At 74.2% G+C, this 26,353-nt stretch carries 27 protein-coding genes; 18 read left to right on the forward strand and 9 right to left on the reverse strand.

Features of this window, described 5'->3' with window-relative positions; all coding sequences use genetic code 11:
• Window positions 1-147, forward strand: a 147-nt coding sequence (locus ACIF8T_RS17445; protein WP_400036400.1) for an acetyl-CoA carboxylase biotin carboxyl carrier protein subunit, incomplete at its 5' end; no start/stop codon positions are given.
• A 140-nt stretch (window positions 148-287) separates the two neighbouring features.
• On the opposite strand, the gene ACIF8T_RS17450 is transcribed toward ACIF8T_RS17445, so the two are convergent.
• On the reverse strand, window positions 288-1,265 hold the full coding sequence (locus ACIF8T_RS17450; protein ID WP_400035881.1) for a DeoR/GlpR family DNA-binding transcription regulator: 978 nt from the start codon (window positions 1,263-1,265) through the stop codon (window positions 288-290).
• 173 nt (window positions 1,266-1,438) lie between these two features.
• On the reverse strand, window positions 1,439-2,887 hold the full coding sequence (locus ACIF8T_RS17455; protein ID WP_400035883.1) for an NAD(P)H-quinone dehydrogenase: 1,449 nt from the start codon (window positions 2,885-2,887) through the stop codon (window positions 1,439-1,441).
• A gap of 96 nt (window positions 2,888-2,983) precedes the next feature.
• Between ACIF8T_RS17455 and ACIF8T_RS17460 the strand changes: the two genes are divergently transcribed.
• The 4 genes from ACIF8T_RS17460 (at window position 2,984) to ACIF8T_RS17475 (ending at window position 7,644) form a co-directional block, all read left to right on the forward strand.
• Window positions 2,984-3,421, forward strand: a complete 438-nt coding sequence (locus ACIF8T_RS17460) for a gamma-glutamylcyclotransferase (RefSeq protein WP_400035885.1) — start codon at window positions 2,984-2,986, stop codon at window positions 3,419-3,421.
• 113 nt (window positions 3,422-3,534) lie between these two features.
• Window positions 3,535-4,359 (forward strand): purine-nucleoside phosphorylase, encoded by an 825-nt coding sequence (locus ACIF8T_RS17465; RefSeq protein WP_400035887.1) that lies wholly within the window; start codon window positions 3,535-3,537, stop codon window positions 4,357-4,359.
• Between the two features lie 184 nt (window positions 4,360-4,543).
• Window positions 4,544-6,187, forward strand: a complete 1,644-nt coding sequence (locus tag ACIF8T_RS17470) for a phospho-sugar mutase (protein ID WP_400035889.1) — start codon at window positions 4,544-4,546, stop codon at window positions 6,185-6,187.
• Between the two features lie 206 nt (window positions 6,188-6,393).
• Window positions 6,394-7,644: a hypothetical protein gene (locus ACIF8T_RS17475; protein WP_400035890.1), complete on the forward strand. Its 1,251-nt coding sequence runs from the start codon at window positions 6,394-6,396 to the stop codon at window positions 7,642-7,644.
• A gap of 686 nt (window positions 7,645-8,330) precedes the next feature.
• Here ACIF8T_RS17475 and ACIF8T_RS17480 read toward each other — a convergent pair.
• The gene (locus tag ACIF8T_RS17480; RefSeq protein WP_400035892.1) at window positions 8,331-9,023 is read right to left on the reverse strand and encodes a PH domain-containing protein; all 693 of its coding nucleotides are present in this window, start codon (window positions 9,021-9,023) and stop codon (window positions 8,331-8,333) included.
• A 113-nt stretch (window positions 9,024-9,136) separates the two neighbouring features.
• Here ACIF8T_RS17480 and deoC point away from each other — a divergent pair, with 113 nt between their 5' ends.
• The 3 genes from deoC to ACIF8T_RS17495 are packed head-to-tail and all read left to right on the forward strand — an operon-like array spanning window position 9,137 to window position 12,451.
• A complete protein-coding gene (deoC, locus tag ACIF8T_RS17485; protein ID WP_400036402.1) occupies window positions 9,137-10,129 on the forward strand; it encodes a deoxyribose-phosphate aldolase in 993 nt (330 codons plus the stop codon).
• 5 nt (window positions 10,130-10,134) lie between these two features.
• Window positions 10,135-11,571: an aldehyde dehydrogenase family protein gene (locus ACIF8T_RS17490; protein ID WP_400035894.1), complete on the forward strand. Its 1,437-nt coding sequence runs from the start codon at window positions 10,135-10,137 to the stop codon at window positions 11,569-11,571.
• Window positions 11,564-12,451, forward strand: coding sequence for an aldehyde dehydrogenase family protein (locus ACIF8T_RS17495; RefSeq protein ID WP_400035896.1), 888 nt, complete (start codon window positions 11,564-11,566; stop codon window positions 12,449-12,451). The genes ACIF8T_RS17490 and ACIF8T_RS17495 overlap by 8 nt, the downstream gene beginning before the upstream one ends.
• Before the next feature lie 80 nt (window positions 12,452-12,531).
• Here ACIF8T_RS17495 and ACIF8T_RS17500 read toward each other — a convergent pair whose 3' ends face one another.
• Window positions 12,532-12,936: a hypothetical protein gene (locus ACIF8T_RS17500; protein WP_400035898.1), complete on the reverse strand. Its 405-nt coding sequence runs from the start codon at window positions 12,934-12,936 to the stop codon at window positions 12,532-12,534.
• 59 nt (window positions 12,937-12,995) lie between these two features.
• Between ACIF8T_RS17500 and ACIF8T_RS17505 the strand changes: the two genes are divergently transcribed.
• Window positions 12,996-13,700 (forward strand): uridine kinase, encoded by a 705-nt coding sequence (locus ACIF8T_RS17505; RefSeq protein WP_400035900.1) that lies wholly within the window; start codon window positions 12,996-12,998, stop codon window positions 13,698-13,700.
• 208 nt (window positions 13,701-13,908) lie between these two features.
• Here the strand turns inward: ACIF8T_RS17505 and ACIF8T_RS17510 are convergent, their stop codons facing one another.
• On the reverse strand, window positions 13,909-14,646 hold the full coding sequence (locus ACIF8T_RS17510; protein WP_400035902.1) for a SigE family RNA polymerase sigma factor: 738 nt from the start codon (window positions 14,644-14,646) through the stop codon (window positions 13,909-13,911).
• Window positions 14,647-14,907: 261 nt separating this feature from the next.
• Between ACIF8T_RS17510 and afsQ1 the strand changes: the two genes are divergently transcribed.
• From afsQ1 to ACIF8T_RS17535, 5 genes are all read left to right on the forward strand, one after another.
• Window positions 14,908-15,585 carry a two-component system response regulator AfsQ1 gene (afsQ1, locus tag ACIF8T_RS17515; protein WP_189908514.1) on the forward strand — a complete coding sequence of 226 codons (678 nt, stop codon included), beginning with the start codon at window positions 14,908-14,910 and terminating at the stop codon, window positions 15,583-15,585.
• Window positions 15,582-17,186 (forward strand): ATP-binding protein, encoded by a 1,605-nt coding sequence (locus ACIF8T_RS17520; protein ID WP_400035904.1) that lies wholly within the window; start codon window positions 15,582-15,584, stop codon window positions 17,184-17,186. Before afsQ1 ends, ACIF8T_RS17520 begins: the two co-directional genes overlap by 4 nt.
• A complete protein-coding gene (locus ACIF8T_RS17525; protein WP_400035906.1) occupies window positions 17,186-17,797 on the forward strand; it encodes a hypothetical protein in 612 nt (203 codons plus the stop codon). The genes ACIF8T_RS17520 and ACIF8T_RS17525 overlap by 1 nt, the downstream gene beginning before the upstream one ends.
• A gap of 92 nt (window positions 17,798-17,889) precedes the next feature.
• The gene (locus ACIF8T_RS17530; RefSeq protein WP_400035908.1) at window positions 17,890-18,471 is read left to right on the forward strand and encodes a VanZ family protein; all 582 of its coding nucleotides are present in this window, start codon (window positions 17,890-17,892) and stop codon (window positions 18,469-18,471) included.
• A 63-nt stretch (window positions 18,472-18,534) separates the two neighbouring features.
• On the forward strand, window positions 18,535-18,735 hold the full coding sequence (locus tag ACIF8T_RS17535) for a PspC domain-containing protein (RefSeq protein WP_400035910.1): 201 nt from the start codon (window positions 18,535-18,537) through the stop codon (window positions 18,733-18,735).
• An 85-nt stretch (window positions 18,736-18,820) separates the two neighbouring features.
• On the opposite strand, the gene ACIF8T_RS17540 is transcribed toward ACIF8T_RS17535, so the two are convergent.
• Both ACIF8T_RS17540 and ACIF8T_RS17545 read right to left on the reverse strand, forming a co-directional pair.
• Window positions 18,821-19,183 (reverse strand): ATP-binding protein, encoded by a 363-nt coding sequence (locus ACIF8T_RS17540; protein ID WP_400035912.1) that lies wholly within the window; start codon window positions 19,181-19,183, stop codon window positions 18,821-18,823.
• 132 nt (window positions 19,184-19,315) lie between these two features.
• Window positions 19,316-20,473 carry an adenosine deaminase gene (locus ACIF8T_RS17545; protein ID WP_400035914.1) on the reverse strand — a complete coding sequence of 386 codons (1,158 nt, stop codon included), beginning with the start codon at window positions 20,471-20,473 and terminating at the stop codon, window positions 19,316-19,318.
• Window positions 20,474-20,621: 148 nt separating this feature from the next.
• Here ACIF8T_RS17545 and ACIF8T_RS17550 point away from each other — a divergent pair, with 148 nt between their 5' ends.
• On the forward strand, window positions 20,622-21,383 hold the full coding sequence (locus ACIF8T_RS17550; RefSeq protein WP_400035916.1) for an alpha/beta hydrolase: 762 nt from the start codon (window positions 20,622-20,624) through the stop codon (window positions 21,381-21,383).
• A 116-nt stretch (window positions 21,384-21,499) separates the two neighbouring features.
• Here ACIF8T_RS17550 and ACIF8T_RS17555 read toward each other — a convergent pair whose 3' ends face one another.
• Window positions 21,500-22,462: a LysR family transcriptional regulator gene (locus tag ACIF8T_RS17555; RefSeq protein ID WP_400035918.1), complete on the reverse strand. Its 963-nt coding sequence runs from the start codon at window positions 22,460-22,462 to the stop codon at window positions 21,500-21,502.
• A 63-nt stretch (window positions 22,463-22,525) separates the two neighbouring features.
• On the opposite strand from ACIF8T_RS17555, the gene ACIF8T_RS17560 reads away from it, so the two are divergent.
• Window positions 22,526-23,830, forward strand: a complete 1,305-nt coding sequence (locus ACIF8T_RS17560; RefSeq protein WP_400035919.1) for an MFS transporter — start codon at window positions 22,526-22,528, stop codon at window positions 23,828-23,830.
• Between the two features lie 153 nt (window positions 23,831-23,983).
• Complete coding sequence (locus ACIF8T_RS17565) at window positions 23,984-25,000, forward strand: sigma-70 family RNA polymerase sigma factor (RefSeq protein WP_400035921.1); 1,017 nt, start codon at window positions 23,984-23,986, stop codon at window positions 24,998-25,000.
• On the opposite strand, the gene ACIF8T_RS17570 is transcribed toward ACIF8T_RS17565, so the two are convergent.
• Complete coding sequence (locus ACIF8T_RS17570; protein WP_400036404.1) at window positions 24,884-25,270, reverse strand: STAS domain-containing protein; 387 nt, start codon at window positions 25,268-25,270, stop codon at window positions 24,884-24,886. The two genes, ACIF8T_RS17565 and ACIF8T_RS17570, sit on opposite strands and share 117 nt — an antisense overlap.
• A 134-nt stretch (window positions 25,271-25,404) precedes the next feature.
• Between ACIF8T_RS17570 and ACIF8T_RS17575 the strand changes: the two genes are divergently transcribed.
• Entirely contained in the window at window positions 25,405-26,325 is a 921-nt protein-coding gene (locus tag ACIF8T_RS17575) for an AEC family transporter (protein WP_400035923.1), read from the forward strand.
• Window positions 26,326-26,353: the final 28 nt, after the last annotated feature.

Raw genomic sequence — 26,353 nt, forward strand, 5'->3', positions numbered from 1 at the left:
GAGGAGGGCGACCTCATCGTCGTCCTGGAGGCCATGAAGATGGAACAGCCCCTCAACGCCCACAAGGCCGGCACCATCAAGGGCCTGACCGCCGAGGTCGGCGCCGCCCTCACCTCCGGCGCCCCCATCTGCGAGATCAAGGACTGACGGCCCACTCCGGCGGCGGGCGGCTGTGGCGCCCGCCGCCGGCCGGACGTCCGGGGACGCTCGGCCGCGGGGCACGCGTGCCGCCGGGGCGGGGGTCCCCCGCGCGGGCAGGGGCCGGGCCGGCCGTGGGCCGGCCCGCTTCACCGCCTCCGCAGATCCGCCACCCTCGCCCGCTCCGCCCCCTGCTCACCGTGCACGGCGGCGCCGCGCAGCCCCGCTCCCGCGCCGGGCACCTGACGGCGCGGTCCGGGCAGCGACACGTCCCGGCGCTGCTGACGCGCCGGGGCCGGATCACCCCCCGGGCCCGTGGAGCCGGCGTGCCCCGCGGACGCACCGGGCACCCCGGCCACGGCGATCTGCACCCCCTGGTCGGCCAGCGCCTGCAACTCGGTGGCCGACCGGTCGTCGTGGGCGGGCGGCTCGTCCGTCACGAGCCGGGTGATGAGGTCGGTCGGCACGGTCTGGAACATCGTGTCGGTGCCGAGCTTGGTGTGGTCGGCGAGGACGACGACCTCCGCGGCGGCCTGCACCAGCGCCCGGTCGACGGACGCCGACAGCATGTTGGACGTGGACAGCCCCCGCTCGGCGGTCAGCCCGCTGCCGGAGAGGAAGGCGCGCGACACCCGCAGGCCCTGCAGGGACTGCTCGGCCCCGCTGCCGACCAGGGCGTAGTTCGAACCGCGCAGCGTGCCGCCGGTCATCACGACCTCGACCCGGTTGGCGTGGGCCAGCGCCTGGGCCACCAGCAGGGAGTTGGTGACGACCGTCAGCCCGGGCACCCGGGCCAGCCGGCGCGCCAGCTCCTGCGTGGTGGTGCCCGCCCCGACCACGATGGCCTCGCCCTCCTCCACGAAGTTGGCGGCGAGGTCGGCGATGGCGGTCTTCTCGGCGGTCGCGAGATGGGACTTCTGCGGGAAGCCGGACTCCCGTGTGAATCCGCCCGGCAGGACCGCACCGCCGTGCCGGCGGTCGAGGAGTCCTTCTGCCTCCAGCGCGCGCACGTCCCGCCGTACGGTCACTTCGGAGGTCTGGACGACGCGGGCGAGCTCACGGAGCGACACGGCCCCGTTCGCACGCACCATTTCGAGGATCAATTGGCGACGTTCTGCAGCGAACACGAAACTGACAGTAACCCCAACGACCGTCTGCTTTCAGCAGTATGCGCCGAATAGCAGAAGTTGTTCGCACAGCGGGGCATGAAGTGGTATAGGGGCCCAGACCGCCCGCCCGTGCCGCCCGCGCGGCCGACGACTCCCCGTGACCAGCGGGGAGTCGTGCGGGCCGGGGCGCGTCAGACGTCGCCGGACGTCTTGCGGGTGTGCAGCTGGCGGGCGACCTCCGCGATCGACCCCGACAGGGAGGGGTACACGGTGAAGGCGTTCGCGATCTGCTCGACCGTCAGATTGTTGTCGACCGCGATCGAGATGGGGTGGATCAGTTCCGAGGCCCGGGGCGCCACGACGACACCGCCGACCACGATCCCGGTGCCCGGCCGGCAGAAGATCTTGACGAAGCCGTCGCGGATGCCCTGCATCTTCGCGCGCGGGTTGCGCAGCAGCGGCAGCTTCACGGCCCGGGCGTCGATCTTCCCCCCGTCGACGTCGGCCTGGGTGTAGCCGACGGTCGCGATCTCCGGGTCGGTGAAGACGTTCGACGAGACGGTCTTCAGGTTGAGCGGGGCCACCGCGTCGCCGAGGAAGTGGTACATGGCGATGCGCCCCTGCATGGCGGCGACGGACGCGAGGGCGAACACGCCGGTCACGTCACCGGCCGCGTAGACGCCCGGAGCGGTCGTGCGGGAGACCTTGTCGGTCCAGATGTGCCCGGAGTCGCGCAGCTTGACCCCGGCCTCCTCCAGGCCCATGCCCGCGCTGTTGGGGACGGCGCCGACGGCCATCAGGCAGTGCGAGCCGGTGATGACACGCCCGTCGGCCAGGGTGACCTCGACCCGGTCGCCGACCCGCTTGGCGGACTGGGCGCGGGAGCGGGCCATGACGTTCATGCCGCGCCGCCGGAAGACGTCCTCCAGCACGGCGGCGGCGTCGGGGTCCTCGCCGGGCAGCACGCGGTCGCGGGACGACACGAGCGTCACCTTGGAGCCCAGGGCCTGGTAGGCGCCGGCGAACTCGGCGCCCGTGACGCCGGACCCGACCACGATGAGCTCCTCGGGGAGCTCGGTGAGGTCGTAGACCTGGGTCCAGTTCAGGATCCGCTCGCCGTCGGGGCGGGCGTCGGGCAGCTCGCGCGGGTGCCCGCCGGTGGCGATGAGCACGGCGTCGGCGGTGAGCGTCTCCTCGGAGCCGTCCGCGGCGGTCACCACGACCTTGCGCGACCCGTCGAGGGCCTGCATGCCCTCCAGCCGGCCGCGCCCGCGCAGCACCCGGGCGCCCGCGCGGGTGACGGAGGCGGCGATGTCGTGCGACTGCGCGAGCGCCAGCCGCTTCACGCGCCGGTTGACCTTGCCGAGGTCCACGCCGATGATCCGGGCGGCCTGCTCCAGGGGCGGGGTGTCGTCGGCGACGATGATGCCCAGCTCCTCGTACGAGGAGTCGAAGGTGGTCATCACCTCGGCCGTGGCGATGAGGGTCTTCGACGGCACGCAGTCGGTCAGGACCGACGCTCCGCCCAGACCGTCGCGGTCGACGACGGTCACCTCCGCACCGAGTTGCGCGGCGACCAGCGCCGCTTCGTATCCGCCGGGTCCGCCACCGATGATCACGATCCGAGTCACGTACTCCATTGTCCCGCACCCTTCAACGTGCGACCGCCCGGGGGCCCGGCCGTGCCCCCTCCGTTACCGGAGTGACGCCGGTGCCGCCTGCCGTACGCTCTCCCCATGTCGCTCTACGCCGCGTACGCCGGCAATCTCGACGCGCGGCTGATGACGCGCCGCGCCCCGCACTCGCCGCTGCGCGCCACCGGCTGGCTGAACGGCTGGCGGCTGACCTTCGGCGGCGAGCACATGGGCTGGGACGGCGCGCTGGCGACGATCGTCGAGGACCCGCTGTCCCAGGTCTTCGTGGCGCTCTACGACCTCGCCCCGATGGACGAGGAGTCGCTGGACCGCTGGGAGGGCGTCGGGATGGACATATACCGCCGGACGCGCATCCGGGTGCACACCCTGGAGGGCGAGGAGCGGGCGTGGACGTACGTCCTGAACTCCTACGAGGGCGGCCTGCCCTCCGCCCGCTACCTGGGCGAGGTCGCGGACGCGGCCGAGTCGGCCGGCGCCCCGCACGACTACGTCATGGAGCTCCGCAAGCGCCCCTGCTGACGCGCCGCGCCCCCTCCCGCGCACCGTCCCGTCGGAAACGACAAGACAACGATCGTCCTCTCGTCAGCTCTGTCATCTACGCGCGTAGGCCGAGACCGGCTACCCTCATCGGCGTGAACGCTTCTCTTCTTCCGGACGACATCCAGGGCGACCCGTACGCCGCCGCCGACGCCGCCGCCGCTCGCCTGCGCGAGCTCACGGGCGCCGAGATCCACGACGTCGCCCTCGTGATGGGCTCCGGCTGGGCGCCGGCCGTGGACGCCCTCGGCGCTCCCGACGCCGAGTTCCAGGTCACCGAGCTGCCCGGCTTCCCGCCGCCGGCGGTCGAGGGCCACGGAGGCAAGATCCGCTCGTACCGGATCGGCGACAAGCGCGCGCTGGTCTTCCTGGGCCGCACCCACTACTACGAGGGCCGCGGCGTCGCCGCCGTCGCCCACGGCGTCCGCACCGCCGTGTCGGCGGGCTGCAAGACGATCGTCCTGACCAACGGCTGCGGCGGCCTGCGCGAGGGCATGCGCCCCGGCCAGCCGGTCCTGATCAGCGACCACATCAACCTCACGGCGACGTCCCCGATCGTCGGCGCGAACTTCGTCGACCTCACCGACCTGTACTCGCCGCGCCTGCGCGCCCTGTGCAAGGAGGTCGACCCCACGCTGGAGGAGGGCGTCTACGCGCAGTTCCCCGGCCCCCACTACGAGACGCCGGCCGAGATCCGCATGGCCCGGGTCATCGGCGCGGACCTGGTGGGCATGTCGACGGTCCTGGAGGCCATCGCCGCGCGCGAGGCGGGCGCGGAGATCCTCGGCATCTCCCTGGTGACCAACCTGGCCGCGGGCATGACCGGCGAGCCGCTGAACCACGAGGAGGTCCTCCAGGCGGGCCGCGACTCGGCGACGCGCATGGGGTCGCTGCTCGCGCAGGTGCTGGAGCGGCTGTAGACCTCCGGCGCGGCCGGGCCCGGCCGCGCCGACGGGTACCCGGCGCGGGTGCGCGGGGTGCCGCACCGCACGGCCCGGCGCCGCGGGGTGCCGCCCGCGGCCGAGCCGCCCCCGTACCCCGCTCCCGCCGGCCCGCGCCGGCTCCCCGTACCGGAACCACCACCACAACGAGAGGCGACCGACCGTGCAAGACGACCTCATCGCACAGGCCCAGGCGTGGCTGGCCGAGGACCCCGACGCGGAGACGCGTGCGGAACTCGCCCGGCTCATCGACGCCGGGGACCACGCCGAGCTCGCCGCACGCTTCGGCGGCACCCTCCAGTTCGGCACCGCCGGCCTGCGCGGCGAACTCGGCGCCGGCCCGATGCGCATGAACCGCTCGGTCGTCATCCGCGCCGCCGCCGGCCTCGCCGCGTACCTGCGGAAGAACGGCCACGAGGGCGGCCTGGTCGTCATCGGCTACGACGCCCGCCACAAGTCGGCCGACTTCGCCCGCGACACCGCCTCCGTCATGACCGGCGCCGGCCTGCGCGCGGCCGTGCTGCCCCGCCCGCTGCCCACGCCCGTGCTGGCCTTCGCGATCAGGCACCTCGGCGCGGTCGCCGGCGTGGAGGTCACCGCCAGCCACAACCCGCCCCGGGACAACGGCTACAAGGTCTACCTCGGTGACGGTTCCCAGATCGTGCCGCCCGCCGACGCGGAGATCGCCGCCGAGATCGCGGCCGTCCCGTCCCTCACGGTCGTCCCCCGCCCCACCGAGGGCTGGGAGACCCTCGACGACACCGTCCTGGACGCCTACCTCGCCCGTACGGACGCCGTCCTGGCCCCCGGCTCGCCCCGCACCGCCCGGACCGTCTACACGGCGATGCACGGCGTCGGCAAGGACGTCCTGCTGGCCGCCTTCGCCCGCGCCGGCTTCCCCGAGCCGGTCCTCGTCGCCGAGCAGGCCGATCCCGACCCGGACTTCCCGACCGTCGCGTTCCCCAACCCGGAGGAGCCCGGCGCGATGGACCTGGCGTTCGCCACGGCCCGCGAGGCCGGGCCCGACCTGGTCATCGCCAACGACCCGGACGCCGACCGCTGCGCCGTGGCCGTGCGGGACCCGCAGGCGCCGGACACCGGCTGGCGGATGCTCCGGGGCGACGAGGTCGGCTCCCTGCTCGCCGCGCACCTCGTCCGGCGCGGCGCCACCGGCACGTTCGCCGAGTCGATCGTCTCCTCCTCGCTGCTCGGCCGGATCGCCGGCGCGGCGGGCGTGCGGCACGTCGAGACCCTCACCGGCTTCAAGTGGATCGCCCGCGCCGAGGGCCTGCGCTACGGCTACGAGGAGGCCCTCGGCTACTGCGTCGACCCCGACGGCGTCCGCGACAAGGACGGCATCACCGCGGCCCTCCTCGTCACCGAGCTCGCCTCCGAACTGAAGGCCGAGGGCCGCACCCTCCTGGACCTGCTGGACGACCTGGCCGTGGAGCACGGCCTGCACGCCACCGACCAGCTCTCGGTCCGCGTCCAGGACCTCTCCCTCATCGCGGCCGCGATGCGCCGCCTGCGGGAGCGGCCCCCGGCCCGCCTCGGCGGACTGCCGGTCACCCGCTCCGAGGACCTCACCCGCGGCACCGAGACCCTGCCGCCCACCGACGGCCTGCGCTACACCCTCGACGGCGCGCGCGTGATCGTCCGCCCGAGCGGCACGGAGCCCAAGCTGAAGTGCTACCTGGAGGTCGTGGTGCCGGTGGCCGCGCACGCCGACCTGCCCGCGGCCCGCGCGAAGGCGGCGGACCTGCTGGCGGCCGTCAAGCGCGACCTGTCGGCCGCGGCCGGCATCTGACCGCACCCGGCCGACCGGTCGCCGGGGTGGTCCCCAGGACCACCCCGGCGACGGACGGACACCCCGTCGGCGGGCACCCCGACGGGTGATTCCGCAGCGCAGCCGACGTCCACGCCCCCTGTGGCCGCCCTCCCCGGGCAACGGTGGAACCGGTACGCACCGCCGTACCGCGCCCCACCGCCCCCGAGTCCCAGGAGGCCGCCGCAGTGTCCACGACCGCCACCGACATCCCCCGCAGCGGCCCCGCCCCGGATCTCCGGCGGCACCGCGCCCCGCAGCCCCGCCGGCCCGGCACGGGCCCCGGCCCCCGGGCCCCGCGCCTTCCGGCCGTGCTGGGCCGCGCGCTGCGCCGCGCCGCCCCGGCCCTGGCCGCCTACGTCGCCGTCCGCACCACGGGCCTGCTCGTCCTGGCCGCCTGGGCGCACCGCCGGCACCTGGAGATCCATCCGCTGCTGGCGAGCCAGTGGGACGCCGACTGGTACCTCGCCATCGCCGACCACGGCTACACACGCGAGCTCGGCACCGCGTACAACAAGAACGACCTGGCCTTCTTCCCGCTCTACCCGGTCCTGGTCAAGGCCGTCGCGGGCGTGACCCCGGGCAGCCGCGCCACCGTCGGCCTGTGCGTCGCCGTGGTGGCCTCCCTCGTGGCCGCCTGGGGCGTCTTCGCGGTCGGCGACCGCCTGCACGACCGCCGCGTCGGCATCCTGCTGACCACCCTGTGGGCCGCGCACCCGGTCGCCCTGGTGCAGTGGATGGGCTACACGGAGTCGCTGTTCACCGCCTTCGTGGCCTGGTCGCTGTACGCGGTGCTCACCGGCCGCCTGCTCACGGCCGCCGCCTGCGCGGCCCTGGCGGGCCTGACCCGCCCGACCGGCATCGCCCTGGCGGCGGCGGTCTCGGTCGCGGCCCTGCTCTCCCTGCGGACGTCCGGCGGAGCGCGCCGCCCCCACGCGCGCGCGTGCGCCCTCGCGGCCGCCGCCCTCGCCCCGCTCGGCTGGTGCGGGTACGTCGGCTGGGTGGGGCTACGGCTGGGCCGCTGGGACGGCTACTTCGCCGTGCAGCGCCTGTGGCACAACGAGATGGACGGCGGCGCGAAGACCCTGCGTCGGATGCGGGAGCACCTGGTCCAGGACCACACGCCCGACCTGTTCATGGTCCTGGTGACCGTGACCCTGATCGCCTCGACGGTCCTGTTCGCCCTGTCGGTGGCGGACCGCCAGCCGCTGCCGGTGCTGCTCTTCACCGGCACCCTGCTGGCGATCGTCCTGACCAGCGGCGGCGTCTACTTCCCGCGCGCCCGCTTCCTGCTGCCCGCCTTCCCCCTGCTGCTCCCGCTGGCCGTGCACCTGTCACGGGTGTCGCGCCGCTGCCGCGCCCTCGCCCTGGCCACGGCGGTCACCGGTTCGGCGTACTTCGGGGCGTACATGCTCCTCGTCTGGCCGAGCGCGCCCTGATCCGGGGGGGCCGGGGCGCGGCGGGCCCTACCGCCACCACCGCACGCACCCGACCAGCGCCGGCCACGCCACGGCCGGCAGCAGCGCCGACGGCCACAGCGGGCCCCGCGCTCCCGTGGGGCGCTCTCGCCGGTGGGGCGCAGGGCGGGGTCGAGGCGGAGGGCGGTGAGGTCGGCGACCAGGGCGGGGGCGGCGGCCCGCACCGCCTCGGGGCGCACCAGCACCCACAGGACGAGCAGCGGCGGCAGCGGCGCCAGGTACGCGGGCAGTCCCGCACGGGCCGACGCCACGGTGACGGCCACCAGGCCCACCGCCAGGGCCTCGGCGTACGGCGTCCGCGGCCGCACCGGCACCCGGCGCGGCGGCAGCGCCCGGGTCCGGCGCCGCGCCTGCCCGGTGTCCCGGGCGGGGCAGCCGTCGGGCAGGGCGGCGGCGGGCAGCGGCAGGGGCCGTGTGTGCGCATCCGTCGCCGACCGGACGCGCGTACGGCGCCCGGGGTTGCGGACGGTCGTCCCGCGGTCGTCGTCCCCGTGGGCGCGGTGCCCCGGGGACCTCGCGCGCCGGCTCCCCGTGGCCCGTCGAAGGCCCGGTGCGTCAGCTCCCGGTACGCCCCGGCGCCCGCCGGAACACCCCGCCCGCCGGCCCCGGCCCCGCGAAGCCCGCGGCACATCGGCGGCGGCGCCCCGTCACCCCACCGCCAGCAGCACGGCCAGCAGCACCGCCCCGGCCACCGCCGGCCCGGCGATCTCGTACGCCCAGCGCACGCGGACCTCGCCCTGGGCCGTCTTGGCCTCCTGCCGGTCGGCGTGCAGCTGCCGCAGGTCGTCCATGATCTGGTCGGTCGCCGCCCGCACCGGCCCCTCCGGCACGGCGCCCCCGCCCGGCCCGAAGCCGCCACCGGGGCCGCCGCGCGCGAAGCCGCCCGGCCGCGGCCCGGCCGCCCGGTCGGCGGTGGCGCGCATCCCCTGACGGGCCGCCCTCTTGCGGGCGCGCAGCGACACGGGCAGGGCCCACAGCTGGTACTTGGCGCCGGCGGCGGACACCACCTCGTTGGAGTAGCCCGAGCGCAGTCCGGCGACCTGGCCCCAGGGCAGGACGACGGTGCGGAACGGATTGCGCACCCGCAGCCGGTCCGCGCCGACGTACACCGCGGGGCGCAGGGTGAAGGCGACCACCAGCGGTACGGCGAGCAGCAGGGCGGCGAGCACCAGCCACGGGGCGCGGCCCTCGCCGGTGACGACCGCGTCGACGCCGATCCAGCCCGCGACGCCGAGCAGCAGGACGCCTCCGACGATGCCCGCTACCGACCGGTGGACCCGTTCGTGGTACTCGGGCTCCGAGGGCCGGGGCGCTGGTGACTGGTGCTCGGGGGACGTCATGGTCCCGATTCTGCCCGAGGCCCGCGGCGGGCTCTCACGCGGTGGGGGCCGCACGGGACGGACTCCGGGGGCTGTACACCCGCTACGCGCGTAGATATGCTCGTCTGGTGACCATGCCCCGTACTGCACCCTCCCCCGCCGCCGAGCGCGCGGGAGGTACCCCCAGCGCTCACGCACTCACGGATGTCACCGCGTCCGACAGCACGCTGCGCCGCTTCCTCCACGGGCTGCCCGGCGTCGACGCGGTCGGCCTGGAGGCGCGCGCCGCCTCCCTCGGCACCCGTTCGATCAAGACGACCGCGAAGGCGTACGCCATCGACCTCGCCATCTCGATGGTCGACCTGACGACGCTGGAAGGCGCGGACACCCCGGGCAAGGTCCGGGCGCTCGGCGCGAAGGCGGTCCGCCCCGACCCGACCGACCGCACCGCCCCCGCCACGGCCGCGGTCTGCGTCTACCCCGACATGGTGGCCGTCGCCAAGGAGGCCGTCGCCGGCTCCGGCGTGAAGGTCGCCTCGGTGGCCACCGCCTTCCCGGCGGGCCGCGCCCCGATCGCCGTGAAGCTGGCCGACGTCCGGGAGGCCGTGGCCGCGGGCGCCGACGAGATCGACATGGTCATCGACCGCGGGGCCTTCCTCGCGGGGAACTACCTGAAGGTGTACGACGAGATCACCGCGGTGAAGGAGGCCTGCGGGACCGGCGCCCGCCTGAAGGTCATCTTCGAGACGGGCGAGCTGTCGACGTACGACAACATCCGCCGCGCGAGCTGGCTCGGCATGCTGGCCGGGGCCGACTTCATCAAGACCTCGACCGGCAAGGTCGCCGTCAACGCGACCCCCGCCAACACCCTCCTCATGCTGGAGGCCGTGCGCGACTTCCGCGCGCAGACCGGCGTCCAGGTGGGCGTGAAGCCGGCCGGCGGCATCCGCACCAGCAAGGACGCCGTCAAGTTCCTGGTCCTGGTCAACGAGACCGCCGGCGCGGACTGGCTGGACAACCACTGGTTCCGCTTCGGCGCCTCCTCGCTCCTGAACGACCTGCTGATGCAGCGGCAGAAGCTGGCCACCGGCCGCTACTCCGGCCCCGACTACGTGACGGTGGACTGATCACCATGGCTTCCGCATTCGAGTACGCACCGGCCCCCGAGTCCCGCTCGGTGGTCGACATCGCCCCGTCCTACGGCCTGTTCGTGGACGGCGAGTTCACCGAGGCCGCCGACGGCAAGGTCTTCAAGACCGTCTCGCCCAGCACCGAGGAGGTGCTGTCCGAGGTCGCCCGGGCCGGCGAGGCCGACGTCGACCGCGCGGTGCAGGCCGCCCGCAAGGCGTTCGAGAAGTGGTCGGCGCTGCCCGGCTCCGAGCGGGCGAAGTACCTGTTCCGCATCGCCCGGATCATCCAGGAGCGCTCCCGCGAGCTCGCGGTCCTGGAGACCCTGGACAACGGCAAGCCCATCAGGGAGACCCGCGACGCCGACCTCCCGCTGGTCGCCGCGCACTTCTTCTACTACGCGGGCTGGGCCGACAAGCTGGAGCACGCCGGCTTCGGCCCGCGGCCCGGGCCGCTGGGCGTGGCCGGGCAGGTCATCCCCTGGAACTTCCCGCTGCTGATGCTGGCGTGGAAGATCGCCCCGGCGCTGGCGACCGGCAACACGGTCGTCCTCAAGCCCGCCGAGACGACCCCCCTGTCCGCGCTGTTCTTCGCGGACATCTGCCGCCAGGCGGGCCTGCCCAAGGGCGTCGTCAACATCCTCCCCGGCTACGGCGACACGGGCGCCGCGCTGGTCGCCCACCCGGACGTGAACAAGGTGGCCTTCACCGGCTCCACGGCCGTCGGCAAGGAGATCGCCCGCACGGTGGCGGGGACCCGCAAGAAGCTCACCCTGGAGCTGGGCGGCAAGGGCGCCAACATCGTCTTCGACGACGCCCCGATCGACCAGGCCGTCGAGGGCATCGTCAGCGGCATCTTCTTCAACCAGGGCCAGGTCTGCTGCGCGGGCTCGCGGCTGCTGGTCCAGGAGTCGATCCACGACGAGCTGCTGGACTCCCTCAAGCGCAGGCTCGCCACCCTCCGCCTGGGCGACCCGCTCGACAAGAACACGGACATCGGCGCGATCAACTCCGCCGAGCAGCTGGCCCGCATCACCGCGCTCGCCGACCAGGGCGAGGCCGAGGGCGCCGAGCGCTGGTCGCCGGCCTGCGAACTGCCCTCCTCCGGCTACTGGTTCGCGCCGACGCTCTTCACCGGCGTCACCCAGGCGCACACCATCGCCCGCGACGAGATCTTCGGCCCGGTGCTGTCGGTGTTGACCTTCCGCACGCCCGACGAGGCCGTCGCCAAGGCCAACAACACGCCGTACGGCCTGTCGGCGGGCGTCTGGACGGAGAAGGGCTCCCGGATCCTGGCCGTGGCGAACAAGCTCCGCGCGGGCGTCGTCTGGTCCAACACGTTCAACAAGTTCGACCCGACGTCGCCGTTCGGCGGCTACAAGGAGTCGGGCTTCGGCCGCGAGGGCGGCCGTCACGGCCTGGAGGCTTACCTCGATGTCTGACCGACTTTCCGTGCTGAAGACCTACAAGCTGTACGTCGGCGGGAAGTTCCCGCGTTCCGAGAGCGGCCGGGTGTACGAGGTGACGGACTCCAAGGGCAAGTGGCGGGCGAACGCGCCGCTCTCCTCCCGCAAGGACGCCCGTGACGCGGTCGTCGCCGCCCGCAAGGCGTTCGGTGCCTGGTCGGGCGCGACGGCGTACAACCGCGGCCAGGTCCTCTACCGCGTGGCGGAGATGCTGGAGGGGCGCAAGAGCCAGTTCGTCCACGAGGTCGCCGACGCCGAGGGCCTGTCGAAGTCCAAGGCCGCCGAGCAGGTCGAGGCGGCCGTCGACCGCTGGGTCTGGTACGCGGGCTGGACCGACAAGATCGCCCAGGTGGTGGGCGGCGGCAACCCGGTGGCGGGCCCGTACTTCAACCTCTCCACCCCCGAGCCGATGGGCGTGGTCGCGGTCGTCGCGCCGCAGGAGTCCTCGTTCCTGGGCCTGGCCTCGGTGGTCGCCCCGGTGATCGCGACCGGCAACACGGCGGTCGTGGTGGCGAGCGAGCGCGCCCCGCTCCCGGCGCTGTCCCTGGGCGAGGTCCTGGCCACCTCCGACCTCCCCGGCGGCGTGGTCAACGTCCTGTCCGGCCGTACGGCGGAGATCGCCGCCCCCCTCGCCGCGCACCAGGACGTCAACGCGATCGACCTCGCGGGCGCCGACGAGGCGCTGGCGAAGGAGCTGGAGATCGCGGCGGCCGACAACCTCAAGCGCGTCCTCCGTCCACAGCCTGTGGACGACTGGGCGCGCACGCCCGGCACCGACCGCCTGACGGCGTTCCTGGAGACCAAGACGGTCTGGCACCCGACCGGCTCCCTGGGCGCCTCCGGCTCGTCCTACTAGCCGCGGGCCCCGCAGCCCGGAAGCCCCGGCCCTCCTCCGTCCCGGAGGGCCGGGGCTTCCGTCCGCCGGGCGGGCCGCGCCTACCGGGAGAGCAGGCCGGCGGCCTGGCCGATCACCGGCACGGCCCCGACCGACGACGCCTGGGCGATCGGCCGGGTCACCGCCGTGGAGGTCACCGGCCGGAAGTCGGCGAGCTGGGTGCCCACGCCGTTGTCGAGCGGGTCCACGCCGGTGCCGGCGAGCGGGTTGGGCTTGAGGCCCGCGACCGGGCCGGTGACGTACCCGACCGTGCCGGTGAGCGCCTGGAGGCCGGCCTGCGGGTCGATCCTGCCGAGCGAGGTGGGCCGGGTGTGCACCACACCGGCGACCGTCTCGGGGTCCGCGCAGGCCGTCCCCGCGCCGGCCGCGAGCACCGTCCCCGCCGTCGCGAGGACGACCAGGGCGCGCCGGGAGGTGGGCTGCGGGAGGGACGCGTGTCGGGCCATGGCTGCTGCCGCCTTCTGATGCGGAGGGTGATCGGGTCGGTCCGCAGCGTAGTTGAGGTGTGACGCGCGCATCAAAGCCGACCCGCAGGGTCGTACGGCCCCCGGTCGATGCCTCACACTGGTGTCCCGTGAGTTCCCCTCTGCCCATACCCACGCGAGTCGTGCTGCTCTGCGGCCCCTCCGGCTCCGGCAAGTCCCTCCTCGCGGCCCGCTCCGGCCTCCCGGTGCTGCGGCTCGACGACTTCTACAAGGAGGGCGACGACCCGACCCTGCCCCTGGTCGCGGGGAGCTCCGACATCGACTGGGACCACCCGGATTCCTGGGACGCGGACGCGGCCGTGGCCGCCATCGTCGAGCTGTGCGGCACGGGCCGTACGGACATCCCCGTCTACGACCTCTCGCTCAGCGCCCGGACCGGCGCCGAGACGGTCGACATCGGCCGGACCCCGCTGTTCATCGCGGAGGGCATCTTCGCCGCCGAGATCGTCACGCGCTGCCGGGAGCTGGGCGTCCTGGCCGACGCGCTGTGCCTGAGCCGCGGCCCGGTGACGACCTTCCGCCGGCGCTTCCTGCGGGACCTGAAGGAGGGCCGCAAGTCGGTGCCGTTCCTGGTGCGGCGGGGCTGGCGGCTGATGCGGCAGGAGCGCTCGATCATCGCCCGCCAGACGGCGCTCGGCGCGTACGCCTGCGACCGGGACGAGGCACTGGGCCGCCTGGCGGCCGCGGCGACGGGCCGCTGCGCGACGGCGGGCACGGCCGTCTGACCCGTCCGGGCACACGAAAGGCGGGACCGGACGGACCCCCCGGTCCTCCCAGTCCCGCTCCCCGTGGTGCTTCCCCCGTGGTGTTCCCCCGTGTCCCCCGTCCCCCGTGGTGCTTCCCCCGTCGTTCCCCCGGGACCCGGCGACCGGGTCCCGCGAGGAGGACCCCGGTGTCACTCCCCCGACACACCCGGGTCCGCCCCCCTTGACCTCAGGCGACCAACTCGCCGAAGGCGTCCACCTCGTCACGGCCGAAGCTGAGGACCTCGTCCTCGCGCAGCCGGCGGAGCGACCGCCAGATGCTGGACTTCACCGTGCCGACACTGATGTCGAGGATCTCCGCGATCTCCGGGTCCGTGCGGCCCTCGTAGTAGCGCAGGACCAGCATGGTGCGCTGGAGCTCGGGCAGCCGGGCCAGCGCCTGCCACAGGACCGCGCGCAGCTCGGTGCCGCGCATCGCGTCCGTGTCGCCGGGCGTCTCCGGCAGTTCCTCGGTCGGGTACTCGTTGAGCTTGCGGCGCCGCCAGGCGCTGATGTGCAGGTTGGTCATGGTGCGGCGCAGGTAGCCGCCGACCGCCGCCTTGTCGCTGATCCGGTCCCACGCCCGGTACGTCGAGAACAGCGCGCTCTGCAGCAGGTCCTCGGCCTCGAAGCGGTCGCCGGTCAGGTGGTAGGCGGTTGCGTACAGGGAGGCGCGGCGCTCCTGGACGTAGGCGGTGAACTCCGCCTCCGACAGCGAGCGGCGCTCCCCCGAGCCCTCCCCGTACGCGGTTCCCCCGTGTGTTTCCCCCGTGTTCGCGTCAACCACCGCCATGTAGGCGGTGTGCTGACGCCCGGTGCCGCGAGCGCACCCCCGCCCGCTCACGGCACCGGACTTCTCGTTCCCCCGGTGCACGTCGTGCAGACGCGTGATCACTGCGCTGGAGCTGGTGCCGTGCAGCGTGTTCATCTCGCGCCCCCCGTCGTGGACTTCCGGTTCTTCGGCCGTGCTGTTCGTGCGGTGTTGCCTGTGCCGAAAAGCCTGCCGGGGCGACTTCATGGCCGTGTCCGCCGACTGTCACAGACCTGTCACAGGGGTCGGACACGCCTCGGGCACGGACCGCCCACAGCCGATGCCGGTAGGGGCCCGCTGCGGGCTCCCGGGCCCGTCCCGGGGAGCATCTGCGTCCGCGGGTCGAACAGCGCGGCCCTCATGGGCCAGAATGAGCCCGTGCCTTCCCTGTTGCTGATCGAGGACGACGACGCCATCCGGACGGCCCTGGAGCTCTCTCTGACGCGCCAGGGACACCGGGTGGCGACCGCTGCCAGCGGTGAGGACGGTCTGAAGCTGCTGCGCGAGCAGCGGCCGGATCTGATCGTGCTGGACGTGATGCTGCCCGGCATCGACGGATTCGAGGTGTGCCGGCGCATCCGGCGCACCGACCAGCTGCCGATCATCCTGCTCACCGCGCGCAACGACGACATCGACGTCGTCGTCGGTCTGGAGTCCGGTGCCGACGACTACGTCGTCAAACCGGTCCAGGGACGGGTGCTCGACGCCCGGATCCGGGCGGTGCTGCGGCGCGGCGAGCGGGAGTCCAGCGACTCGGCGACCTTCGGCAGCCTGGTCATCGACCGGGCGGCGATGACGGTCACCAAGAACGGCGAGGACCTCCAGCTCACGCCGACCGAGCTGCGGCTGCTGCTGGAGCTGAGCCGGCGGCCGGGCCAGGCGCTGTCGCGGCAGCAGCTGCTGCGGCTGGTGTGGGAGCACGACTACCTCGGTGACTCCCGGCTCGTCGACGCCTGCGTCCAGCGGCTGCGCGCCAAGGTCGAGGACGTGCCGTCGTCCCCGACGCTGATCCGTACCGTGCGCGGTGTCGGCTACCGGCTGGATCCGCCTCAGTGACACAGCACCACCCAGGGGGGAGCCGCGGCTGGGCCGCGGCGCGCAAGAAGGTTCTGTCACGGTGGCGCTTCACCAGCCTGCGCCTGCGGCTGGTCCTCGTCTTCGGGCTGGTCGCGCTGACCGCCGCCGTCTCCGCGTCCGGCATCGCGTACTGGCTCAACCGCGAGGCCGTGCTCACCCGTACCCAGGACGCCGTCCTGCGCGACTTCGAGCAGGAGATGCAGAACCGGGCGGGCGCGCTGCCGGAGCGTCCCACGCAGGACGAGCTGCAGCACACCGCCGGCCAGATGGCCACCAGCAGCCAGCGCTTCAGCGTGCTGCTGGTCGCCGAGGACGCCGAGGGCAGGACCGTGTACGGCAGCTCCGGCGGGCTGAACGGCTTCGCGCTGCAGGACGTGCCGGCCTCGCTGCGCGAGGCGGTGAACAAGCGCCAGAAGGTCACGTCCGCCAACAGGTCCGCCTTCCACCTGTACTGGCAGCGGATCGTCGAGGACGACACCCCGTACCTGGTGGCGGGGACGCGGGTGATCGGCGGCGGTCCCACCGGCTACATGCTCAAGTCGCTGGAGCCGGAGGCCAAGGACCTCAACTCGCTGGCCTGGTCGCTGGGGATCGCCACCGGGCTCGCGCTGATCGGCTCGGCGCTGCTCGCGCAGGCCGCCGCGACGACCGTGCTGAAGCCGGTGCACCGGCTCGGGGTGGCCGCCCGGCGGCTCGGCGAGGGCAAGCTGGACACCCGGCTGCGGGTGTCCGGGACGGACGAACTGGCCGATCTGTCACGGACGTTCAACAACGCGGCCGAGGCGCTGGAGAAGCGGGTCGCCGACATGGCCGCGCGCGACGAGGCGTCCCGCCGCTTCGTGGCCGACATGAGCCACGAGCTGCGGACCCCGCTGACCGCCATCACCGCGGTGACCGAGGTGCTGGAGGAGGAGCTGGACTCCGAGAGCGGCGGCATCGACCCGATGATCGAGCCCGCCGTACGGCTCGTCGTCAGCGAGACGCGGCGGCTGAACGACCTGGTCGAGAACCTGATGGAGGTCACCCGCTTCGACGCCGGCACCGCCCGGCTCGTCGCGGACGACGTCGACATCGCCGACCAGATCACCGCCTGCATCGACGCCCGGGCCTGGCTCGACGCGGTCGAGCTGGACGCCGAGCGGGGCATCCACGCGCGTCTGGACCCGCGCCGCCTGGACGTGATCCTGGCCAACCTCATCGGCAACGCGCTCAAGCACGGCGGCTCCCCGGTGCGGGTGTCGGTGCGCGCGGAGGACAGCGAGCTCGTCATCCAGGTGCGGGACCACGGGCCGGGCATCCCGCAGGACGTGCTGCCGCACGTCTTCGACCGGTTCTACAAGGCCAGCGCGTCCCGGCCGCGCTCCGAGGGCAGCGGCCTGGGCCTGTCCATCGCCCTGGAGAACGCGCACATCCACGGCGGCGAGATCACCGCCGCCAACTGCCCCGAGGGCGGGGCGGTGTTCACGCTGCGGCTGCCGCGGGACGCGTCGGCGCTGACGGAGCAGGCCGGTGAGGACGCCGGGAAGGCCCGGGAGACCACCGGCGACGGCACGGGCGAGGACGCGAGGGGGGACACCTGATGAACGTACGACGTCTGCCGGGTCTGCTGGCCCTTCCCGTGCTCGCCGTCCTGCTCGCCGGGTGCGGGATCCGGGCCACGGAGGTGCCGACGGACTTCGGGCCGGCGCCCTCGCGGGTGCGCTGCTCCCTGACCGGGCCGGACGGGGCGGCGCGGGCCGCGCGGGGGGTGCCGGTGCAGGTGTTCCTGCTGTGCGGCTCCTCGCTGGTCACCGTCGACCGGACCGTGCGGGTCCCGGAGGGCGCGGCCGACTCCGAGCGGCGGGTGCTGGTGGCCCGGGGGCTGCTGGACGAGCTCGCGGCGCAGCCGTCGGCCGCCGAGAAGGAGGCCGGGTACAGCACGGACGTGCACGGCGGCATGACGGTGGCCGGGCCGCGGCCCGGCGACCCGGAGGACGCGCTGCGGCTGGGCACCGCGCCCGGCAACCTCACCTCGTACGCCCTCGCCCAGATCGTCTGCACGTTCTCCGACTCGGCGGCCGCCGAGGGCGACGGCTCCGTGGTCCTCGGCGGACCCGGCGGCGAGGCGGCGCGCCGCTACCAGTGCACGGACGAGGTGCGCGCCCGGCCCGGGAGCAAGGAACCGCCGTCGACGCGGGCCGCCGGCGGCTGACCGGCCCGGCCACCGTGCTGTGGCGCACGCCTCACCGGGGTCCCGGGCGGCGGTCCGGAACCGTTCGTGCCGGAGGCCGCGTCTAGGGGGGCGTGCAGCGTCAAGGCTCCATCGGCGGCAGCGCCGCGATCCGCATCCGTGTGACGGGAGGTGTCCTCCTCGTCGCGCACCTCGCGTTCGTCGCCTGGCTGACGCTGCGGCCCCTGGACGTCCCCTGGGTGATGCCCGCCAACCTGCGGCCCTTCGACGGGATCCGCGCCGACCTGGCGCTGGGCCGGCCCGAGGCGGCGCGCCGGATCGGTGAGAGGCTCGCCCTGCTGGCGCCGCTGGGGGTGCTGCTGCCCCTGGTGGGCGGCCGTCTGGGGGTCTCGCGGCTGGGCTCGCTGGCGCGGACCGTCGCCGCGGGCACGCTGCTGTCGCTGGGCATCGAACTGCTGCAGACCGGGGTGCCCGGTCAGGTCGTGGACGTCGACTCGCTGCTGCTCAACCCGCTGGGCGTGGCCCTCGCGCACCTCGCCGTGGTGCCCGCGGGGCGGTCCTGGCTGCGTCGCAGGAACGAGCACCGGGCCCCTGCGGCCGTTCCCCGGGAGGAGTCGTTTCAGGGTCGGACCCCGACGATTCCCAGGGTCGGGATCGCCCCGTGGAGCGACGCTTTGCCCCCTTCGTCTCCGTAGCGTGGAAGCAGACGAGGCAGCCAGAGGAAACGCCTCGCACCGACGCTCACGAAGGAGCCGCACATGTCCCGCCTCGCCCGCCCCGCCGACGGCCGCATGATCGGCGGAGTCTGTGCCGCGCTCGCACGGCGCTTCGGCACCTCCGCCACCACGATGCGGGTGATCTTCCTGCTCTCGTGCCTGCTGCCCGGCCCGCAGTTCCTGCTCTACATCGCCCTGTGGATCTTCCTTCCCTCCGAGGACAAGGCCCGCACCGCCTGGTGACGGCCGACGCCGCGTACGCCGATGGGGCGCACCCCGTGTCCGGGGGTGCGCCCCATCGGCCCGTGTGCCCGCCTGCGCGGAGGCGTCAGCCCAGCGGGATGCCGTTGACCGGCGTGCCGTGCGTGGGCAGCCCCTGGACCGGCAGGCCGCCGAGGAGACCGGCGACCGGCTCGGTCGGGCCCTGGGAGAGCTGCTGCTCGACGAGCTGCCGGACGATCGGCTGCGCGGCCTCCAGACCCTTGCCGGCGGCACGCTGCCCGTGGTCCAGCGCCGCGGCGCCGGGCACCACCTGGGAGACGGTCTCCGCCGGGAGGGTCCGGTTCACGGTGTCGAGGGCCTGGCCGGCGTCCGGCAGGGCCGGGGCCGCGTTCGCGGCGCCCGCACCGGCGGCGGCGAAAGCGGCGCCGAGAGCGGCGACACCGAGGGTCTTGGCAGCAGACTGCTTCATGGAAACGCGTCCTCGAAAAGGTGGATGTCAGGGATGTGAGCGGTCCAGTGACCGTAGACACGCCGGGCCGCCCGCCGCAAACATCGAAATGCGGACGGGTTGTGAACGCCGTTTCCTCCCCCGAGGTCCTTCTCAGTCCTTCTGCTCGACGGAAGCGCTGGTGGAGGCGGTTTCGCGGAACAGCCACTCGGATTTCAGTTCGGCATATCCCGGCTTGATCACGTCATTGATCATCGCGAGTCGTTCATCGAAAGGAATGAACGCTGATTTCATCGCATTGACGGAGAACCACTGCATGTCGTCGAGCGTGTAACCGAAGGCCTCGACAAGGTGCTCGAATTCCCGGCTCATGCTGGTGTGGGACATGAGGCGGTTGTCGGTGTTCACCGTGGCGCGGAAGTGCAGCCGGCGCAGCAGGCCGATGGGGTGCTCCGCGTACGAGGCGGCCGCGCCGGTCTGCAGGTTGGAGCTGGGGCACAGCTCCAGCGGGATCCGCTTGTCCCGCACGTACGACGCCAGCCGGCCCAGCTCGACCGTGCCGTCCTGCTTGACCTGGATGTCGTCGATGATGCGCACCCCGTGCCCGAGCCGGTCGGCGCCGCACCACTGGAGGGCCTGCCAGATGGACGGCAGGCCGAACGCCTCGCCGGCGTGGATGGTGAAGTGGTTGTTCTCCCGCTTCAGGTACTCGAAGGCGTCCAGGTGCCGGGTGGGCGGGTAGCCGGCCTCGGCGCCCGCGATGTCGAAGCCGACCACGCCCAGGTCCCGGTGGCGGTTGGCGAGTTCGGCGATCTCCAGCGCGCGGGCGGCGTGCCGCATCGCGGTGAGCAGGGCGCCGACCCGGATGCGGTGCCCCGCGGCCCGCGCCCGGCGCTCGCCCTCCCGGAAGCCCTCGTTGACGGCCTCGACGACCTCTTCGAGGCTCAGCCCGCCGTCGAGGTGCTGCTCGGGGGCGTACCGCACCTCGGCGTAGACGACGCCGTCCGCGGCGAGGTCCTCGGCGCACTCGGCGGCGACCCGCGCCAGGGCGTCGCGGGTCTGCAGGACGCCGACGGTGTGGCGGAAGGTCTCCAGGTACCGCTCCAGGGAGCCGGAGTCGGCGGACTCCCGGAACCAGGCGCCGAGCCGCTCGGGGTCGGTCTCGGGGAGCTGGGTGTAGCCCGTCTCGCGGGCGAGTTCCACGATCGTGGCGGGGCGCAGACCGCCGTCGAGGTGGTCGTGCAGCAGAACCTTGGGCGCCCGGCGGATCTGGTCCGGCGTCGGGGTGTTCGCATGGATCCGGCTCGTCATCTCCGCACTCTAACTCCTACGCGCGTAGAGCGCGCCTTGTCGTCCGTGCCCCCCTCGTCCCGGCGTTCCCGCCGGCCCGTGACGTCGATACGCAACGGTGACCCCCTGGACGGGTCGAGTACACCCGGGCTTCTGAGACTGTTCTGTCATGGCACAGCAAGCGACGCCGGCTCGCACGGCCCGGCTGGGGAGGACGCTCGGCCCGGAGCCGGCGGCGGTCAGCGGAGTGGTGTTGCTGCTCCCCGGTGGCGACGAGGTCTCCAGCCGCAGACCGCTCCCCCTGCGGGCCACCGCGTCCGTCCGCACGCTCGGGCGCCGGCTCGCCCGCGCGGGCCGCGCGGACGGGCTCGCCGTCCACGTCGTGCACTACCGCTGCCGCGGCTGGAACGGCAGCGAGGCGCACCTGGCGCGTGACGCGTCCTGGGCCGCGGGCGAGGCCGTGCGGCGCTACGGGGACGTGCCGGTCTGCCTCGCCGGCGTCGGCATGGGCGGCCGGGCCGCGCTGCGCGCCGCCGGGCACGACGCCGTCAACTCCGTGCTGGCGCTGGCCCCCTGCCTGCCGGAGGACGACGTGGCGGCGCCACCCGAACCGGTGAAACAGCTCGCCGGGCGGCAGGTGCTGATCGTGCACGGGACGAACGACGAGCGGACCGATCCCGAGCTGTCGTTCCGGCTGGCGGCGCGGGCGAAGAAGGCGAACCGGGAGGTGTGCCGGTTCGAAGTGCACACCGACGGGCACGGGTTGCGGCAGTACCGCGACGAAGTCGTCGCGCTCGCCGAGGACTTCGTGATGGGAGCGTTGTTCGGGAGGGCGTTCTCGCGGCCGGTGCAGGACGCGTTCGCCGCGCCGCCGCCGCTGGGGCTGCGGATGCCGCTGGCGGCGGGGTTCGGGGGGTCCTGGAAGCGGTAGGGGGTGTGCGGGGGCGGCGGGGGTCGCTCGTGGGGGGGCCGCGGTTCGCGGCGGGCCTGCCGCGCGGTTCCCCGCGCCCCTGGAGGCGGGTGGCCGGTGCGCCGCTCTCCGCGGGCTCAGGCGGGGAGCAGGCTGCCCCGCTTGGAGAGCAGGAACTTCTTGAAAGCGGTGACCGGTGGGGTGTCCGGGCGGCCGGCCAGCCAGGCCACGCCGATCTCGCGGACCGCGCGGGGAGCGGTGACCGTCAGTTCCACCACGCCGGGGCGGGGGACGGCCGGCGGGGGCAGGAGGGCGACGCCCAGGCCGGCCGCGACCAGGCCGCGCAGGGTCTCCGCCTCCTCGCCCTCGAAGGCGACCCGGGGGCGGAAGCCGGCCTCCTGGCAGAGGTCGTCGGTGATGCGGCGCAGGCCGTAGCCGGGCTCCAGGGTCACGAAGGCCTCCTCGGCGGCCTCCGCGAGGCGGACGCGGCGGCGGGCGGCCAGGCGGTGGTCGGCGGGGACGACGAGCCGCAGCTTCTGCTCGTCCAGGCGGCGGGCGACCAGGTCGGGGGCGTCCGGGACCGGCGAGGTCAGGCACAGGTCCAGCTCGCCGGCGCGCAGGCGCTCCAGCATCGCCTCGCCGTAGTTCTGGACGAGGCTGAAGCGCACCCGGGGATGGTCGGCGCGGAACTCGTGGAGCAGGCCGGGCACGGTCTCGGCGCCCATGGTGTGCAGGAAGCCGAAGGCGACCTTGCCGGTGGCCGGGTCGGCGTCGGCGCGCACCTCGTCGGCGGCGCGCCCGATCTCGGCGAGGGCGCGTTCGACCGAGGCGAGGAAGGTGCGGCCGGCGGGGGTGAGGGAGACCGTGCGGCCGTGCCGGGCGAACAGGTCGACGCCCAGGTCCTGTTCGAGGCGGACCATCGCCCGGGAGAGCGTGGACTGCGGGACGTTCATCTCCTGCGCGGCGCGGGTGACGTGCTCGGTGCGGGCGACGCCGGCGAAGTACGCCAGGCGCGGCGCGAGCAGCATCGTCATCTCCGCCCTGTCTTCTGTGTCACTGGACGGTGACAGGCGGGGCCGTGAGCTGTGTTGATGCGCCATGGGAACGATTATGGCGAGTTCGTGCATTGGACGGATGAGCGGGGGCGTCCGTAGGTTCGAGGCATGTCTCCCGTCAGTACCGGGGCGTCCACCACCGTGGGCGCCGATGCCACCGTCCCCGCAGCCCAGGTCACCGCGGCCCACGTCACCGATGCCGACTCCCGGGCGGCCGACTCCCGGGTGGCCCCGGGCGGGCCCGGGTACCGCCGGATGAGCCTCGCCCTGTTCCTCGCGGGGGTCGCCACCTTCGCGCTGCTCTACTCCACGCAGGCCCTGCTGCCGCTGATCTCCGGCGGGTTCGGGGTGACGGCGGGCGACGCGAGCTGGACGGTGGCCGCCGCGACGGGCGGCCTGGCGTTGTTCGTGCTGCCGATGAGCGCGCTGTCGGAGCGGTACGGGCGGCGTGCGGTCATGACGGCGTCGCTGGCCGTCGCGGTGACCCTCGGGCTGCTGGTCCCCTTCGCCCCGTCGCTGGGCGCCCTGATCGCGCTGCGGGCGCTGCAGGGCGCGGCCCTGGCCGGGCTGCCGGCCTCGGCGACCGCGTACCTCGCCGAGGAGGTCACCCCGAAGGCGCTGGTCACCGCGATCGGACTGTTCGTCGCGGGCAACAGCGTCGGCGGCATGAGCGGCCGGGTCGTCACCGGGTGGGTCGCGCAGGAGTGGGGCTGGCGGGTCGCCGTCGGCACGATCGGGGTCGTCGCGGTGGCCTGCGCGGTGGCCTTCCGGCTGCTGCTGCCGGCGCCGCGGCACTTCCGGCCGGGCTCCCTGCGGCCGCGGGTGCTGGCGCGGACGGTCCGCGGTCACCTCGCCGACCCCCTGCTGCGCCGCCTGTACGCGATCGGCGCCCTGTTCATGACGGTGTTCGGCGGTGTCTACACGGTCATCGGCTACCGGCTCGTCGAGGCGCCGTTCTCCCTGCCGCAGGGGATCATCGGCTCGGTCTTCCTCGTGTACCTCGTCGGGACGGTGTCGGCGTCGACGGCGGGCCGGCTGGTCGGCCGGCTGGGGCGGCGCGGCGCGCTGTACGCCTCCGGCGGCACGACGGCGGCCGGACTGCTGCTGTCCCTGGCCGGATCGCTGCCGCCGGTGCTGCTGGGACTGGTCCTCATCACGGCGGGCTTCTTCGCGGGGCACGCGGTCGCGTCCTCGGCGGTCAGCAGGACGGCGACGCACGGCCGGGCCCAGGCGTCGGCGCTGTACCAGTCCGCGTACTACGTCGGCTCCAGCGCGGGCAGCACGGTCGGGGCGGTCGCCTTCCACGCGGGCGGCTGGGCCGGGACGGTCGGGGTCGGGCTGCTGGCGGTGGCCGGGGTCGTGACCATCACGCTGCTCGGGACACGGGCCGCGCGGCTGGCCGCGGGCGGCTGAGCCGGGGCGTCCGGGCCGGGGGCGCGGATCGGGAGCCCCGCTCCCGGCCGGCCCCTTCTCCCGCTCCCCAGGCCGTTGTCAGTGGCCTGCGGTAGCTTCCGAAGTGCTGGGCGCGAAGGCGCGCGACAGGAACGCCGCAGGGGTGGGTGGACGATGACGAACGGCACGGCGACTCCGACCGATCTCGATGCCAGGCTGGAGGCGCACCGGGTCGAACTGACCGGGTACTGCTACCGCATGCTCGGCTCGTCCTTCGAGGCCGAGGACGCGGTGCAGGACACGATGGTCCGCGCCTGGCGCAGCTACGACAGGTTCGAGGGCCGCTCCAGCCTCCGCTCCTGGCTCTACCGCATCGCGACCAACGTCTGCCTGGACATGCTGACCGCCGGCAACAAACGCGCCAGGCCCATGGACCTCACCGAGCCGAGCCCGCTCGCCCGGGCCGCCCTGTCCCCCCGCCCGGACCACACCTGGCTGGAGCCCGTGCCCGACGCGCGCGTGCTGCCCACGACGCAGGACCCGGCGGAGGCGGCGGTCGCCAAGGAGTCCGTGCGGCTCGCCTTCATGGCCGCCCTGCAGAAGCTGCCGCCCAAGCAGCGGGCGGTGCTGATCCTGCGCGAGGTGCTGGCCTGGAGGGCGAGCGAGGTCGCCGAGCTGCTCGGCACCTCCGTCGCGTCGGTCAACAGCGCGCTCCAGCGGGCCCGGGCGACCCTGGCCGAGCAGCGGGAGCCGGGCGCCGAGGCGGCCGTCTCCGACCCGCTGGACGAGGAGCAGCAGAAGCTGCTGGAGCGGTACGTCGCCGCCTTCGAGGGCTACGACATGACGGCACTGACCGCGCTGCTGCACGAGGACGCCGTCATGACGATGCCGCCGTTCGACCTGTGGCTGACCGGCACCGACGACATCACGGGCTTCATGACGACGCTCGGCGCCCCCTGCGCCGGCTCACGGCTGGTGCCGGTGCAGGTCAACGGGCTGCCGGGCTTCGCCCAGTACAAGCCGGACCCGGAGACGGGCGGCTTCACGCCGTGGGCGGTGCAGGTGCTGGAGATCTCAGACGGCCGGATCACCGGGTTCCACTGCTTCCTCGACACCCAGCGCTGGTTCCCGCTGTTCGGGCTGCCCCTCCACCTCGAAGGAGAGCCCGACCAGGTCCAGCAGGGCGCGTAGGGAGGGGGCCGGGTCGCGCAGCCGGATCCGGCCGCCGGCCCGCCGGGCGGCGAGCTGGAGCCGGGCCAGCAGGTCGACGGCGGCGAGCCCCGGCGGTCCCAGCCCCGCGACGTCGCACACCACGACCCCGGCACCGCCGGCCCGCAGCAGTGCCTGCACCTGGTCGCTCAGCGCGCCCGCCTCGTCCCGCGTGACGGGGCCGGGCAGCACGAGCACGGGGGGTGTCATGGCGTCCACGACCGGTAGACCGGGCGGGCCCGCACAACTCATCGCGGCCGGGCGGGAGGCCGTGCCGCGAAGATCACATTGACCGGGGCGGCCGTCCCGCGGAGGGTTGCCTGTATGGCCCACCCATCTGCTCCTCCCGCGCTGCCCGGTGCCCTCGTGGGCGAGGAGGAGCGGCCGTGCAGGGGGTGCTGAGCGGGTTCGCGGTCATCGCCGTCGTCATCGCGGTGGGCTACGCGATCGGGCGCGGCGGGCACCTCGGCGACCAGGGCCGGGACGTCCTGACCAAGCTCGCCTTCCACGTGGCCTCGCCGGCGCTGCTGTTCACGACGCTGGCGCGGGCCGACCTGTCGGTGGTCTTCTCCAGCCGGCTGCTGGTGACGGCGCTGAGCACGGCGGCCGCGGCGGGCGTCTTCGTGGCCGTGGGTGCCGCACGCCGCTGGGGTGTGGGCCGGACGACGGTCGGGGCGCTGTGCTCCAGCTACGTCAACTCCGGCAACCTCGGCATCCCGATCGCCGTGTACGTGCTGGGCGACGCCTCGCTGGTGGCGCCGGTGCTGCTGTTCCAGCTGGTCGGGGTGACGCCGGTGGCGCTGACGATCCTCGATCTCGCGAGCGGTGGGGAGCAGCGTCCGCTGTGGCAGCGGCTGCTGACCCCGCTGCGCAACCCGGTGGCGGTGGGGTCGCTGGCGGGGGTGGCCGTGTCGGCGGCGGGTGTCGGCCTGCCGGGGCCGCTGATGGACCCGCTCACCCTCATCGGCAACATGTCGGTGCCCGCGGTGCTGCTGGCCTTCGGCATCTCCCTGCGCGGCAGCACCCTCCCGCTGCGCGGCGCCGAACGGGCCCCGGTGCTGCTGGCCGTGGCGCTCAAGTCGTTCGCCCAGCCGCTGGCCGCCTGGGCGCTGGCGGCGGGCGTCTTCGGTCTGCGGGGCGCGGCGCTGCTGGACGTGGTGGTGACGTCGTCCCTGCCGGCGGCGCAGAACCTGTTCACCTACGCGAGCCGCTACCGGGTCGGCGAGGTGCTGGCCCGGGAGGCGATCCTGCTGTCGACGGTGGTGTCGGTACCGGTGCTGGTGGTGGTGGCGGCGCTGCTCGGCTGAGCCGGGACGGGGCGCCGCCGGGCACGCC

The sequence above is a fragment of the Streptomyces sp. NPDC085946 genome (assembly GCF_044540485.1).
In the GTDB taxonomy this organism is placed as follows: domain Bacteria; phylum Actinomycetota; class Actinomycetes; order Streptomycetales; family Streptomycetaceae; genus Streptomyces.

Bases quoted from the DNA above. Each gene is read 5' to 3' on its own strand.
- ACIF8T_RS17455 (WP_400035883.1), bottom strand. From the start codon at position 2,887: ATGGAGTACGTGACTCGGATCGTGATCATCGGTGGCGGACCCGGCGGA.
- ACIF8T_RS17460 (WP_400035885.1), top strand. From the start codon at position 2,984: ATGTCGCTCTACGCCGCGTACGCCGGCAATCTCGACGCGCGGCTGATG.
- ACIF8T_RS17480 (WP_400035892.1), bottom strand. From the start codon at position 9,023: ATGACGTCCCCCGAGCACCAGTCACCAGCGCCCCGGCCCTCGGAGCCC.
- deoC (WP_400036402.1), top strand. From the start codon at position 9,137: ATGCCCCGTACTGCACCCTCCCCCGCCGCCGAGCGCGCGGGAGGTACC.
- ACIF8T_RS17490 (WP_400035894.1), top strand. From the start codon at position 10,135: ATGGCTTCCGCATTCGAGTACGCACCGGCCCCCGAGTCCCGCTCGGTG.
- ACIF8T_RS17495 (WP_400035896.1), top strand. From the start codon at position 11,564: ATGTCTGACCGACTTTCCGTGCTGAAGACCTACAAGCTGTACGTCGGC.
- ACIF8T_RS17500 (WP_400035898.1), bottom strand. From the start codon at position 12,936: ATGGCCCGACACGCGTCCCTCCCGCAGCCCACCTCCCGGCGCGCCCTG.
- ACIF8T_RS17510 (WP_400035902.1), bottom strand. From the start codon at position 14,646: ATGAACACGCTGCACGGCACCAGCTCCAGCGCAGTGATCACGCGTCTG.
- ACIF8T_RS17525 (WP_400035906.1), top strand. From the start codon at position 17,186: ATGAACGTACGACGTCTGCCGGGTCTGCTGGCCCTTCCCGTGCTCGCC.
- ACIF8T_RS17535 (WP_400035910.1), top strand. From the start codon at position 18,535: ATGTCCCGCCTCGCCCGCCCCGCCGACGGCCGCATGATCGGCGGAGTC.
- ACIF8T_RS17540 (WP_400035912.1), bottom strand. From the start codon at position 19,183: ATGAAGCAGTCTGCTGCCAAGACCCTCGGTGTCGCCGCTCTCGGCGCC.
- ACIF8T_RS17545 (WP_400035914.1), bottom strand. From the start codon at position 20,473: ATGACGAGCCGGATCCATGCGAACACCCCGACGCCGGACCAGATCCGC.
- ACIF8T_RS17550 (WP_400035916.1), top strand. From the start codon at position 20,622: ATGGCACAGCAAGCGACGCCGGCTCGCACGGCCCGGCTGGGGAGGACG.
- ACIF8T_RS17555 (WP_400035918.1), bottom strand. From the start codon at position 22,462: ATGGCGCATCAACACAGCTCACGGCCCCGCCTGTCACCGTCCAGTGAC.
- ACIF8T_RS17560 (WP_400035919.1), top strand. From the start codon at position 22,526: ATGTCTCCCGTCAGTACCGGGGCGTCCACCACCGTGGGCGCCGATGCC.
- ACIF8T_RS17565 (WP_400035921.1), top strand. From the start codon at position 23,984: ATGACGAACGGCACGGCGACTCCGACCGATCTCGATGCCAGGCTGGAG.
- ACIF8T_RS17570 (WP_400036404.1), bottom strand. From the start codon at position 25,270: ATGAGTTGTGCGGGCCCGCCCGGTCTACCGGTCGTGGACGCCATGACA.